We start from the raw sequence: 13,030 nt of genomic DNA, 5'->3' as shown, positions 1-13,030 counted from the left end.
AATGGCTAAAGACGGAAAACACGTAATTCACGCCGGTGGCGTATTCCCTAATCCGCTGCTCAACCGTGAAGGCCGCGCCACCGCGGTCAAGCCCGGCACCCTGGGCTTCTTCGATGCTGGCGTCTTCAAGGTGTCGGTAGATGGTAGCGAAACAGCGATTATCTATGTCGCTGACTTCGACTATCTGCGCTGCAAAACGGTAGATGACACGTTCGCTGTAGACGATTTGCTTGTGGCAATTCACCCCCTGCCTGGAATGTTCCTGAACGTTCGCGCCACAGCAGGCACCTACAAAAAAGGCGACGCGCTCTCAATCGTCAACGGCCAGGTGAAGAAATGGGCCACTGGTGAGGCTGATCGCTGCTATTGCGACGAAGAGCGCTCAATTACCGCCGTAGCAGGCGACCTCATTCGCGTAGTGATTAAGTAAGGAGTCACTGAATGCTTGTTTATTCTAAATCGCTGGGCGAAAAGACCGGCAACCTGGCCGTGAACCAGTATCAGTTTGGTATGTTGACGCAGGAGCGTAATGCCGCACTGAACCATCAGGGCGTTAACGTTATGCAGGAGATGGCGGATCGCCTCAATACAGTCAATCAACTGAATGGCATCAACGCCGTTCGTTCGCCTGCTGACCTGTATAAGGCATTCGACCAGACCGTGCTGCGTCAATTCCAGCCGAACACCGAGTTCACTCTGTTCAACGACCTGATGCCGCTGTCTCGTTCGGTGCGCATCAACCAGACCGTGTACGAATACGCTAAATCTGGCGGCCGTATGTGGGCTCACACCTCCATGTCCGGTCAGATCGGCGCAGCTCTGGATGCAGTGCAGTACCAGTACGACGGCACTATGGTTCCGGTGCACGATACCGGCTTCAAGTTCCACTGGCGTGAGCCACGCCTGAACAACCCGGACGCTTTCGATATCATCTCTGATGCTCAGTTCGAGTCTACCAACGAAGTGCGCCGCCAGTATGTGGATTACATCTACAACGGCTATCGCGACGCTGAAGGTAACTACATCAAGTTCGATGATAAGACCTGGAAGGGCCTGAAGAACGATGAGCGCGTTGCGATGGTTGACCTGGGTGCATCTGGCCTGAATATCGACTTCACCAGCGCTTCCGCGACCGCTGAGCAGATCCGTAACGCTGCCATCAAGCTGCGTGACACGCTCAAGCTGACCAACAACCAGTACGCAGAGCAGACCTGGTATGTGTCGAGTGCCATCATTTCCAACCTGGAGCGCTACTTCAGCGACAACTACCAGTCTGACACCATTCTGCAGGAGCTTCTGAAACTGTCCGGCATTTCCGCGATTAAAGAAGATGCCCAACTGACCGGTAACCAGATCCTGATTGTTCCTCTGACCGCTGGCGTGATTGCTCCGATTGTAGGCCAGGCTTTCGGTACCGTTGCCGATCCTCGCCCTCACTACAACAGCGATTACATCTGGCGCACCTGGGGTGCAGCTGGCCTGATGGTTAAGACCGACATCAACAGCAAAAAATCAGTCATCTACGCACACAGCTAAGGGGTGAGATATGGCACTGGTTAAAGTGATTAGCGATAACCTTTTCTCCGGTGCCAATCTCCAGAAGCTGGAGGTTGGTGCAAAGGTTGAGGTCAGCGAAGAGACCGCGAATAAGTGGAAATCAGCTGGCCTGGTGGAAATCGTATCAGGTGGCGATCGCAAGCTTGAAGTTGCAACGCCTGGTGCCGACGATACTCCTGCAGAGCAGGCAGAGCAGGCAGAGCAGGCAGAGCAGGCAGAGCAGGCAGAGCAGGCAGAGCAGGCAGAGCAGGCAGAGCAGGCAGAGCAGGCAGAGCAGGCAGAGCAGGCAGAGCAGGCAGAGCAGGCAGAGCAGGCAGACACCTTCGCTAAATCGAAAAAGGCGAAATAACCATGGCTGACCCAATCACGGCGGCAGACGTGCAGGCGTTCCTCGGTGAATTGGGTTACTCAATTCCCATGGCATTACTGGATCCGATTCTCTGCGTGGTGAACAAAATCATTCCTTGCCTCAATGGTGCCGGGTATGACGAGTGCACCGCGAAGCTGATCCTGATGTACGCCGCTGCGCTTATGGCGACATCGTCCGGCGCGCGACGCATCAAATCGCAGGGTGCGCCGTCTGGCGCGTCCCGTTCGTTTGAATATGGCGATGACAGCATTACCTGGTTGCGCGACTCGCTTGCCCGGCTCGATACCAGCGGCTGCACCGGCGAGTTGCCGATCAGCGCGGGTAACAGTGTCGGATTCTTCGCTGTCGTTGGGGGCTGCTGATGTCGTGGATATCCGTTAGCGCCCGGTTGCCGCGTTCATTCGTCCGCGTCTGGGTGATGACCGACGCCGGGCGGGAAACTACCGGCTACGTGAAATCTGACGGCGAGTGGTTCATCAACTGCCCGCGCATCCGGGCGACTGGCGCGAAGGTGCTGCGCTGGAAGGAGTGAGAATTGGTGTATAAAAAGCCAGCAAATGGTAAAATTAACGAGCCGGGGAATGCGTCAACATTGCCACCGGCTCTAACCATCATTACCTATTGCGGAGGTAACTCATGGCTCATCAAATCTTAAGCCATCAGCACCATAATGCGCCATCTTATAATGGCGTTGCAGGCGTCTATCAGATTACCAACACCATCACTGGTGAGGCGTATATCGGCTCTACGGTTAACATTTCAGGGCGGTGGGCGAGTCATCGCTATAAGCTGCGGAAAGGCACGCATGGAAACAGAAACCTTCAGGAGTCATGGGATAAACATGGCAAAGGTGTCTTTGATTTCTCTGTTCTGGAAGTAGTGAGTAATAAGTCAGAGCTTATTTCCGCCGAGCAGCGATTCTTTCGCGAATTAAACCCGACTTTCAATATCGCGCCAAACGCAGGGAGCTGTCTCGGAGTTATTCACACCGAAGAATCAAAGGCGAACATGGCGGAAAGTCGGCGCGGAGATAAAAACTGCTGGTTCGGCAAAGTGCCGGCCTGCGCAGGTATGAGCAGCCTGCCTGAAGTCAAAGCTAAAATATCAGCCAAGAATTCAGGCTCTGGTAACCCTATGTTCGGTGTTACCCCGGCACACGCCAAGTTTACCGATGAGCAGGTGCGCGAAATTCGTCGCGCCATTTCAGATGGTGATTCTCTTACCGCTATCGCCAAAAGATATGGCGTCTCAAAGGCTAACATTGCCCATATCCGGCAGGGTCGGTCATATGCGAGGGTAGTCTAATGTCGGCAACAGCTTCGTGGTCTTACACAGCCACTGCGACCATCTGGCGCAAGCTGGCAGGCAATGACGAATACGGCGATCCGCTGGGCTATGCAGAGCCTGAGCAAATCCTCTGTGATTACGAGGGAGGCCTTAGTAAGAAGTTAGCCAACCTGGGAGCTGAAATCGTCGTGAAGAATACCGTCTGGACGGAGTTCGCGCTGGCGGCTGCGGGTGATTACCTGCTGATTGGCGTATCGACGGAAGCCGACCCAGTTGTGGCCGGTGCCGACGAGGTGCGGCAGGTTATTCGCTATGCCGACACGTTTGAACGACTGGCGGATGATTACGCCATCCTGACGGGAGTGTAACCATGGGCATAAAAGTGAAGGGCATAAGCCAGGCGAAAAAGCACCTTAACGATATCATCAACGATGTTAAGGGACGCAAGGTTATTCGCGCGTTGCAGTCGGCGATGATGCTTATCGGTACCCGGGCGGCCTATTACACCCCGATCGACAGCTCAACGCTGATTAACAGCCAATTTCGTGAAATCGACGCTGGCGGCGTGCTCATCACCGGGCGAGTCGGTTACTCAGCCAATTATGCTGCGTACGTGCATGAGGCGTCTGGCAAGCTGAAAGGCCAGCCGCGCGCGCACTTTGGAGTGACCAGTAACCGGTCTGAATTTGGTCCGCAGAAGCCGAAAGAGTTCGGTGGCGGAACCGGAACGGGAAACTACTGGGATCCGCATGGTGAGCCTCAATTCCTGACCAAAGGCGCGAATGATGAGCGCGATAACGTTGACGCGGTGATGCGCAAGGAGCTTTCGCTATGACACCCATGATGCACGAGCGGGTGCGCAACATGTTCGGCGACGCAGGGCTAACTACCGGTTTCACGGTGCAGCAGCTGATGTACGACGACCCGGACGACCTGTCGAAGGCGGTCATGGTATTCAGGCCAAACGGCGGTTCGAATATTCGAACTGACCTCGGCTCTGAGTATCACGTCCTGGTCGACGTGGTCGGCGCAAAAGATAAGCGCAAAGACGCGCTCAGTGCTGTGCAGCGCATCGTCGATTACGTCCAGGCCAACCCCATGGCTGACGAGTGTGTCGGCTACATCCAGAACATGGGCGCAATACCCGCGCCGGTGCTCACAGAAGAAGGGCGAATAGTCTTCCGACTCCAGTTCGCCTGCACTTACGGCGAATAGCCATTCCCAACCAAATAACCCGCTTCGGCGGGTTTTCTTTTATACGTCAAAGAGGAGTTTCACATGGCTAATTGCCAGAACTCGAACGAGCGCCTGTTCGGCGGTGCGGTCGTGCTGGAAGTCGCCGATGGTTGCCCGGACGTCAAGCCACTTGAATCAGAGTGGATGGCGCTGGCTGCAGGTACGTCGAAGGGCTTCGACTTCAACCCGAACTCGGTTACCTCTGATGCGGATGACGGCGGCGGCTATGTCGAGACCATCATCACCAACAGTGATTTCACCCTGAGCTTTGAAGGTGAAGTGCGCAAGAAAGACAAACTGGATCAGTACGGCGTCGGCAAGTTCATCAAGTATTTCGCTGACGAACTGAAGGCCAAGCGCCAGCCTGGTATCTGGGTTCGCATGGATTATGGCCCGGTTGAATTCATCGGCTACATGAACATCACGGCGCTGAGCTCTGACGGCGGTACCAACGATATCGTTACATTCTCAACCGAGTTCAAAGTCGGTGACGCGAGCACCATCGAAGTGAACGAAATCACTGCGGTTGCGGTGACTGGCGTGACGGTAACCCCGACAACCAGCACCGGCACGGCAGGCGGTACCAGCACCTTCACGGTGAACATCGCACCAACCGGCGCTACCAACAAAGACTTCACTGTAGCGACTACCGATGCGACAAAGGCAACGGCTGCCGCCTCCGGCAATACCGTTACCGTGACGCGCGTCGCCACCGGCAGTGCGCAGATCATCATCAACACCGAAGACGGCAACTTTGTGGCTGTGCATACGGTTACCGTTACCTAAAGGACATTCCAAAGGGCGGCGTGCTGCCCTTGATAATGTCCGTTTACTGGAAGGCCTATGACCGCTTTAACCGATATTGGCGAACTATCTATCAGCGACAGCCGCGAAGGCGGGAAAGATTACCTGTTGCGACCTTCATTTGAGGCCATGACCAGGATCGGCACTCCGGAAGAGATTGTTCAGGCGTACGCCACCATCCACGGCAATGACGTTGCTCAGTTGATTGAGGTGTGCGCTGGCACGCTGGGGCGTTTCCCTGCCTGGTTATCTCCATCATTTAACCGCGCTGCTGAGAAGCTGTTATCAATGTGCATGCTGGTGCTGCAGGCGTGCTGCGATGACGATCTGACGCCAATGATTGGCGAGTGGAAGGGTTGGCGACACTGCGTTGTATACCGCCCTGGCCAGATGCCGAAGACCGACATCATCGTGCTGGCGCAGCACCTCATGCAGCACGGCGTCGTCGGCAAAGCCAAGGTCCGGCAGTTACAGCGCCACGAAACGGGCGCGAGAACGAACGAATTTAAAGCCTTCGACTACATCAGTGCTGCGCGTAGTCACTTTGAGATGAACCGAGCCGAAGCCTCTCAGTTAACGATGACCGAATTCCAGATGCTGCTGGCGGCGAAATACCCGGACCAGAAAGGCTTCACTCGCGAAGAGTACGACAGTATCGCCGACGAGTACCTGGCTAAACAGGCCGCACGCAGGGCAAAAGCAAAGCAATAACCGGAGAATGATATGGCAGGTGAGAAGAACGCCGGTAGCATCGTGTATGAAATCAGCGCCGACGTTGAGCCGCTGCTGCAGGGCGGGAAACAAGCCATTTACGCTCTGGATAAACTGGATGCTGCGGCCCAGCAGTCAGGCAAGGGAATGGACAACCTCGACCAGAGCGCGTCTCAAACCGGATCCGCATTTACTGAACTGGCCGGTTATGCAAACTCGATGGATAACCAGCTGCGCAAGCTGAATACCAACGTGAACGGAATTGCCCGCGCAATGGAAGAGGCCCGCAGCGGTACCGGCGGAGCGAGCAGTGAATTCAGTCGAGCGGAATCCATCATCGAGGCGCTGGGTAACCAACTGGCCGTGCTGGACGAAGCGCAGGAAAATGGCGCGCGTAGTGCCGCAGTTCTGGCTGCGCAGTTGCGTGCAGGGTCGAAAGCCACCGACGAAGAGAAGCAGAAAATCGGTGAGCTGACTGGTCGCCTGTATGACATGAAGACAGGCGTTGAAAATGGTGCAAAAGGCACTGGTAGCTGGAAAACCAGCATGCAGCAGGCCGGGTACCAGGTTCAGGACTTCATCGTGCAGGTGCAGGGTGGGCAGTCTGCGCTGGTGGCGTTCGCTCAGCAGGGCTCGCAACTCGCTGGTGCATTCGGTCCTGGTGGTGCAGTCGTTGGCGCCATAATAGCGCTTAGCTCTGTGCTGGCTGGCGTGCTAATTACTTCTCTGAATGGCGGTAAGAACGCCATGGATGCGCTGAAAGACGCAGCCGAAGCGATGGATAAGGTAATCACCATTTCCTCGCAAGGCGTGGCCGCACTTTCAGACAAATATGCCGCGCTGGCGCGTGTAAATGCTGACGTTGCAACACTGCTCCGTAATCAGGCGCTGCTGGAGTATAACCAGGCCATCTCAAAGATTCCGAAGGCCATTAGTGACGCGTCTGATGCTTTCATTACGTTAGGCGATCGCGCACTGGCGGCGGTAGGTGGGGCGTCTCCAAGCATCAAGAAATTTAACGATGAGCTTTCTGCGCTTGGTGTTACCACCACAGACTGGAGCCAGGCCATTCAGCAGGCCAACAGCCAGGGTCAATATGCCTCTGGTATTGTGAATTCGCTTTCCTCAACGGTGAGCACCCTTTCTTCTCGCCTGGGCATCAGCAAGCAGTCAGCGTTTGATCTGGCAAGAGAACTATCAGACCTTAGCAATAACCCGTCCCCGGAAGCACTTCAGGAACTGGCGAAAAAACTCCAGGAAATGAAGTCATCCTCAAAAGATGGTCAGTCAGCCATTGCTGAGTTGGCCGGTAAGCTTGTCGATCTGGCGAGAGAGGCGGCCAACGCGAAGATCAACGTCGACAGCCTCAACAAGTCCACTGACAACCTCACGGCCGGGCAGAAGAACATCATCAAGCAGTCTGAGCGAAACCTTGCTCTGTCCAAACTACAGGGCGAGGCCCGCGCGCGGCTGCAGGCGCAATACGCTGCCGAAGATGCCGGGTTTGCGAAGGATGATCCGCACGCTAAGCAGATGGAAGATGATGCTGCCGCTACGTACAAGAATACGCAGGCGCAGAAGACACTTCAGTCCGGGCAGAAAAAAGGCGCTTCCCAGGCGGATTCTATTGCTCAGAAACTAGCGAATCTGAAACAGCAGTCAGAACTTGCCGCCGACTCAACCAATAAGCTGAGTCGTGAACAGGCGATGCTCAATGCTGAGCAGTCTCTTGGAAAAGGAGCTACTCAAGCGCAGATCGCAGAGGCTCGCCAGTATGCTGCTGCAAAATGGGACACTGCCAACGCCATAAAGGCGCAGGCGGCTGCGGAGAAACTTCTCCCTGAGGCACGCGAGAACGCCAGTTACAGGCAGGATGTAGAGGATCTTAATACCGCTCTGGCTGCGAAGAAAATCAGCCAGGACCAGTTTAATCAGACATCCGAGAGATTGGAGGCTACTCACCAGGCAAACCTGGCAAAAATCCGCGCCCAGCAAGCGGTAACTCCACAGCAAGATGCGGTCGGTGGCGTTGACCCTGTTCAGCAACTGGCGAACGAGAACGCCCGCAAGCTAGCGCTCATTCAGGCATTCGAACAGCAGGGGCTTATCACTCATCAGAATGCACTTATGTTGCGCGCTACTGCTGACAGGGAGTACGAGCAGGCTCGCATTTCTGCGCAGTGGGAGATATGGAGAAATCAGAGCCTGGGCAATGAAATGCTCGCCGCTAGCTTTGAATCCTTTGCAGGCAATGCTTCCAATGCTTTCACAGGGATCCTGACCGGAAGCATGTCTGCTCAAGAGGCAATGCAATCTCTAGCAAGCAACGCGCTGAATAGCCTCATCAATGGCTTTGTGCAAATGGGTGTTGAGTGGGTTAAATCCGCGATCACTGGCAGCAGTGCGCAGATCGCCGCCACAGCGGCAACAACATCAGCGGCTGTCGCAGGAACGGCGACAACCACGGCAGCGAGCGTTTCATCTGCTGCGGCAACCACCGCGGCATGGACTCCAGCGGCTATCGTCGCATCTATTGGTTCTTTTGGTGGTGCGGCGGCCATTGGTATCGGTGCTGTCATAGCTGCAATGGCGATGGCTGGAGGAATTGCTGGTAAACGCAAGAACGGAGGCCCGGTATCAGCTGGCTCGATGTACCAAGTCGGCGAAAGTGGCATGCCTGAGATTTACCAAGCCAGCACCGGCAAGCAGTACATGATCCCCGGAGACAACGGCAAGGTCATCAGCAACAAAGACCTGGGCGGTGGAGGTGGTCAGATACAGGTTTCAATACAATTTAATGATTATTCTTCTGGTGCTCATTCCTACGATGCTCAGGCCACGCAAAATGGTAGCACTTTAACTGTCCAGGCATTTATCATGGATATGGATCAGGGTGGGCAGATGAGCCAATCGATAACCAGAAACATCCAAGCACAGCGGAGAGCTAGAGAATAATGGATATTGGACCAGGTGAAAAAGGTTATATGCAACTTCCTATTGGGGAAGAGACGATTTTCAGCCATAACAAGCCTGTTACCTATCAGGTTGTGACTTCTGAAGGGTCAATTATTGAGGTTGAATTACCTAGCGGCGTTGAGTTTAAAGTGACAAGTGCCGGAGATATCAAATCAGTCAACATAAGTATATTTGACTCGCCAACCGGCCCCGTTGAACTAATTTAGTTATAACCCGCTCAGGCGGGTTTTTTAATGTCTGAGGAATGCTATGGCGATCCCATATCCTGACTGGCTCCCGCTGGCGCAAAAAGGAAAAACACCGGCCACAGATACCGGGTTCAGGACTGACCAGCCGACGGTCGGTGCGCCGATATTCCAGAAACTCACCGACGATCTGAAGACGACGTTTTCGTTGACATGGATTTTCAAAACCAGAGACCAGCACCGGGCCTTTATGCAATGGTTACGCAGTCCAAACTATCTCGACAACGGCAACCAGTGGTTCACGATGCCTCTTGGCGCCGGGACAGGAGACACCGGAATTGAGATACAGGAGCTGCATTTCCTTGCGTGGCCGACATGGTCGCAGTCCGGGTCCGTGTTTACCTGGAGCGGAGATGTCGTTGCGCGGGAACTGGTTAACTCTGATGACGAATACGACGACATCATTGTCGAGCTTCCACCGCCGTGGGCGTCATGGCTGGATATTATTGTCACCGGATATCCTGATGACCGGGATCCGGAAAGCATCCCCAGGGTACCTTAATGCCAACACTCAGAGAGTTTCAAAGCCAGCGACCAAACCGGATACTGTACGAAACAATAACGTTCTACAGTCCGGTTTTTGGTTATGTGAGGCTGGTAAATAATCAAATCTTCCCGAAGACGCTCGGTGGCCAGGTGTATACGCCATGCCGCATGGAGCTTACTGAAAGCCAGCAGAGCAATACGCCGATCCTCGACAGTACCGTAAAGTTCAGCCGATTGGCGCAGGATTTCAAGCAAAAGCTGAAACAGTGGAAGGCCTTCGACCGCATCACGCCAATATCTGCCACTTACCAACTGTTTGATGCTGCGGACATGGGGACGGCGATTAAGTCGTGGACGCTGTATGTCAGCGACTGCTCGATGGATGACAAGGACGTTACCTGTCCGCTCACCCGAATAAATCCACTCAACCGCAACGTTGGGCGCCTGTATACCGTCGAAGAGTTCCCGGGGCTGCAGAATGTCTAAAGATGAGTTTGTGTCCCTTGTTACGGGAATGCCGTGGCGAAACCGGGCATGCAGTTTCGAGACGGCAGATTGCTGGGGGCTGGTAGTGCTTTACTACCGTCACGTTCTTGGCATCGAAATACACCAGTCTCCTGACTACGAGTGTGGCCACGATTTCCTAACCTGCTATGACGCTGATGTTGTCTTCTGGAAGCGCTGCGACGTGTTTGCGGAGGACGGCATCTTCGTGGCGTGGGTTGGAAGTCAACCGGTTCACGTCGGGATGATAGTTGATGGTCGCGCTCTACACAGCCGCGGGGAAAACGGGCACGTAAGGTCTGACGCCATCAGAACAATTCAAAAGCTATTCACCAGAGTCGAGTTTTATTCTTATGCCGATTATCGAGATCCAGCGAGTTCCCGGGATGCCTAAGGACAGGGCTGTCGTAGAGGTTGGTACGGTATTTTCTGAGTGGATGATGCAGGAAAGCCTGCACAAAGACGTCAGAATCAACGTGAACGGCAGAGAGCTGCAGCCGGATGATGAGCTGGCGTTCATCCTTCAGGAGTCTGACCGGGTCATCATCTTTGACCAGCCAAAAGGTGGCGGCCTGATAGGGACCATCCTTAACCCACTCGAGCACCTCAACCCGATTAAGTTCACGCAGAAGGTTCTGTCCGGCCTGATGCCAAAGCCTAATGCCGGATCCGCTGCCGCCGGTAACAGCAAAACATCACCAAACAACAGCCTGAAAGGGCAGACGAACATCGCTCGCAACGGCGAAGCGAAGCCGGATAACTTCGGTCAGGTAAGGGCATTCCCGGACCTGATTCAGGAGTCGCTTTTTGAGTATGTGAGTAACCTGAAATACGTTACCGAGTTGATGTGCTTTGGCCTGGGTAAGTATGACGTCACGTCAGTTCGCTTTTCAGAGTCGAATCTCGGATCTATGGCTGGCGCCAGCTACACGATTTATCAGCCTGGAGAAACCATCCCAACAATTCAGGAGGGGTACCAGTTTGATGATGTTGATGGTCAGGAGTTGCCAGGCCCTAACGAAAGTGATGAGCTACCGGTTGAAACGGCAACCGCCAATACAGTAGTCAGCGGTAATTATGCTGGTGGTCAGATATCGATGAAGATCGTCAAGCAGGCGGAGTTTGATTTTTTCAAAGACCTGCCTAGGCCATCACCAGTTAAATTCATTATCAACATCACGTATTCGACGACTGAGGGGCCGGTTACACAGGATGTGACTATCAGCGCCAATCTAATCAACTGCATCGAAAGCGATGATGGGGCGGTGATAAACCCTGTTCAATATTACGAGTTCATCTTTGACCAGCTGAATGGTCCGGGCGTCCCTATTGATACCGCGACGATAAACACGACCAAATTTATCCTGATGCAGAATTCTGGCGTTACCGTCGGTCCGTTTTTCTCGCCGCTTCCGGCAGAACAGCTATGGATACACACGCAGTCCAGGCTCGGTCCGAAGGATTACACCGACTGGAAGGTGGTTATCTGGAAAGTTGATGATGATAACAATCAGATCCCCGGCACGCAGCAGGAGCTTGTCTATCACGTCCAGAACCCGCGAGATGATCTGTCAGATACCTTTTACCAGACAGATAAAATCATTCCGACGGCCGGGTTTGGTCGATATTCCATTTCCCTGACAAGAACGAACGGCAGCCACGACAGAAGCGTGCTGCAGCTGGAAGAAATTCACTCAGTCAATATACGCAGTAATGTTGTTTATCCGGATGATACGCTGGTAATGGTGAAAGTCAGGGCCACTGAGAACGCGACCAGCGGGCGTGAGCGTAAGTACAACGCGCTTATCACCAGGCACGTTATCAGCTACAACGCCGCGACGCAGCAGGTTGACTACACCACCAGACCGTCGCGTAAGTTTGCAGACATTGCACTGCATAACTGGCTGGTCACGGGTAAGCAGCCAGAAGACACGATAGACATTTATGGGTTGTACCAGATCCAGGCAGAGATCGATGCTATCGACACGCGACTTGGTTACTTCGACTACACCTTCGATGATGAGGACATCTCGCTTGGCTCGCGCATGGAGTCTATTTGTGATGCGGCAAGCGTGTCGGCTTACGATGATAATGGCGTTTTGTCATTTACGCGTGACGGCAAAAAAACGTCGCCGGCCACCATCTTCAACCGGTCAAACACGAAGCCAGAGGGATATTCACTGTCCTACGACATGACGCTTCCCGGCGGCTTTGACGGCGTGGAGGTTCAGTATCGTAACCCGGACACCAACAAGCAGGACTACGTGCGGTACCGGGTGGATGGGAACAGCATTGTTGAAGGTCAGCCGATAAAGGCGAAAAAGTTCGAGCTGCTGTATATCAGGAATCGCTTCCAGGCTAATGAGCGCGCCTTGCGTGAGTGCCGCCGACTTATCTATTCCCGCATGACGATGTCTGTCACAGCGCTCGCTGATGGCGAATGGGTGAATATCGGGGATATGGTCCAGGTGCCGGATACTTACGATACCAACCAGCAGGCTGGCTATATTGTGTCGCGCACCGGCAACGACTTTGAAACCAGTGAGAGCATCACCTTCTCCGGATCGATGTTCGTTCAGATAACCGACTCTATGGGGGCGACTACGGCGCGCTATCCAGCATCACCACGCGCAGATACGCCGTTTGGATTTACCGCTGCAATTCCCGCTATCACTCTCAACCTTTATGACGGATTCGACGTTCAGTCACCTTCACGATATGCAATTGCTACCTCGGAGGAGCTTGACGCCGGGCGATGGACTGTCACCGCCAAACAACCAGACGGAAAGGGTAATACCGCATTAACTCTCGCTGAGTACAGCGACAAGATTCACGAATAGACCACCAACTTTCA

General features: G+C 54.1%; 17 protein-coding genes. All 17 read left to right on the top strand.

From position 1 onward, the window contains the following. Position 1: 1 nt before the first annotated feature. Entirely contained in the window at positions 2–430 is a 429-nt protein-coding gene (locus tag OGY68_RS19665) for a hypothetical protein (RefSeq protein ID WP_286617361.1), read from the top strand. Between the two features lie 11 nt (positions 431–441). Next, entirely contained in the window at positions 442–1,536 is a 1,095-nt protein-coding gene (locus OGY68_RS19660) for a major capsid protein (RefSeq protein WP_286617359.1), read from the top strand. A gap of 10 nt (positions 1,537–1,546) precedes the next feature. Further along, on the top strand, positions 1,547–1,906 hold the full coding sequence (locus OGY68_RS19655) for a hypothetical protein (protein WP_286617357.1): 360 nt from the start codon (positions 1,547–1,549) through the stop codon (positions 1,904–1,906). A 2-nt stretch (positions 1,907–1,908) separates the two neighbouring features. After that, positions 1,909–2,289, top strand: a complete 381-nt coding sequence (locus OGY68_RS19650) for a DUF7370 family protein (RefSeq protein ID WP_286617355.1) — start codon at positions 1,909–1,911, stop codon at positions 2,287–2,289. After that, positions 2,289–2,459 carry a hypothetical protein gene (locus OGY68_RS19645; RefSeq protein ID WP_286617353.1) on the top strand — a complete coding sequence of 57 codons (171 nt, stop codon included), beginning with the start codon at positions 2,289–2,291 and terminating at the stop codon, positions 2,457–2,459. The genes OGY68_RS19650 and OGY68_RS19645 overlap by 1 nt, the downstream gene beginning before the upstream one ends. Before the next feature lie 104 nt (positions 2,460–2,563). Continuing rightward, positions 2,564–3,232: a GIY-YIG nuclease family protein gene (locus OGY68_RS19640; RefSeq protein ID WP_241176515.1), complete on the top strand. Its 669-nt coding sequence runs from the start codon at positions 2,564–2,566 to the stop codon at positions 3,230–3,232. Further along, on the top strand, positions 3,232–3,582 hold the full coding sequence (locus tag OGY68_RS19635; protein ID WP_286617350.1) for a hypothetical protein: 351 nt from the start codon (positions 3,232–3,234) through the stop codon (positions 3,580–3,582). Before OGY68_RS19640 ends, OGY68_RS19635 begins: the two co-directional genes overlap by 1 nt. 2 nt (positions 3,583–3,584) lie before the next feature. Further along, positions 3,585–4,049 carry an HK97 gp10 family phage protein gene (locus tag OGY68_RS19630; protein ID WP_286617348.1) on the top strand — a complete coding sequence of 155 codons (465 nt, stop codon included), beginning with the start codon at positions 3,585–3,587 and terminating at the stop codon, positions 4,047–4,049. Continuing rightward, on the top strand, positions 4,046–4,429 hold the full coding sequence (locus OGY68_RS19625) for a phage tail termination protein (RefSeq protein ID WP_126956197.1): 384 nt from the start codon (positions 4,046–4,048) through the stop codon (positions 4,427–4,429). Before OGY68_RS19630 ends, OGY68_RS19625 begins: the two co-directional genes overlap by 4 nt. Before the next feature lie 63 nt (positions 4,430–4,492). Beyond that, positions 4,493–5,236, top strand: coding sequence for a phage tail tube protein (locus tag OGY68_RS19620; protein WP_286617346.1), 744 nt, complete (start codon positions 4,493–4,495; stop codon positions 5,234–5,236). Positions 5,237–5,293: 57 nt separating this feature from the next. After that, on the top strand, positions 5,294–5,965 hold the full coding sequence (locus OGY68_RS19615; protein WP_286617344.1) for a DUF6246 family protein: 672 nt from the start codon (positions 5,294–5,296) through the stop codon (positions 5,963–5,965). 12 nt (positions 5,966–5,977) lie between these two features. Further along, the gene (locus OGY68_RS19610; protein WP_286617342.1) at positions 5,978–8,920 is read left to right on the top strand and encodes a tail protein (tape measure); all 2,943 of its coding nucleotides are present in this window, start codon (positions 5,978–5,980) and stop codon (positions 8,918–8,920) included. Further along, positions 8,920–9,147, top strand: a complete 228-nt coding sequence (locus OGY68_RS19605) for a hypothetical protein (protein ID WP_284962323.1) — start codon at positions 8,920–8,922, stop codon at positions 9,145–9,147. Before OGY68_RS19610 ends, OGY68_RS19605 begins: the two co-directional genes overlap by 1 nt. Positions 9,148–9,190: 43 nt before the next feature. Beyond that, positions 9,191–9,688: a hypothetical protein gene (locus OGY68_RS19600; RefSeq protein ID WP_286617339.1), complete on the top strand. Its 498-nt coding sequence runs from the start codon at positions 9,191–9,193 to the stop codon at positions 9,686–9,688. Beyond that, the gene (locus tag OGY68_RS19595; RefSeq protein WP_109174257.1) at positions 9,688–10,158 is read left to right on the top strand and encodes a hypothetical protein; all 471 of its coding nucleotides are present in this window, start codon (positions 9,688–9,690) and stop codon (positions 10,156–10,158) included. Before OGY68_RS19600 ends, OGY68_RS19595 begins: the two co-directional genes overlap by 1 nt. Beyond that, entirely contained in the window at positions 10,151–10,570 is a 420-nt protein-coding gene (locus OGY68_RS19590; protein WP_191235481.1) for an NlpC/P60 family protein, read from the top strand. Before OGY68_RS19595 ends, OGY68_RS19590 begins: the two co-directional genes overlap by 8 nt. Continuing rightward, positions 10,530–13,016 carry a host specificity factor TipJ family phage tail protein gene (locus tag OGY68_RS19585; protein WP_286617337.1) on the top strand — a complete coding sequence of 829 codons (2,487 nt, stop codon included), beginning with the start codon at positions 10,530–10,532 and terminating at the stop codon, positions 13,014–13,016. Before OGY68_RS19590 ends, OGY68_RS19585 begins: the two co-directional genes overlap by 41 nt. Positions 13,017–13,030 lie beyond the last annotated feature (14 nt).

The sequence above is a fragment of the Citrobacter sp. Cpo065 genome (genome assembly GCF_030332805.1).
In the GTDB taxonomy this organism is placed as follows: domain Bacteria; phylum Pseudomonadota; class Gammaproteobacteria; order Enterobacterales; family Enterobacteriaceae; genus Citrobacter; species Citrobacter portucalensis.
This window is presented reverse-complemented; position numbering and strand designations above follow the sequence as displayed.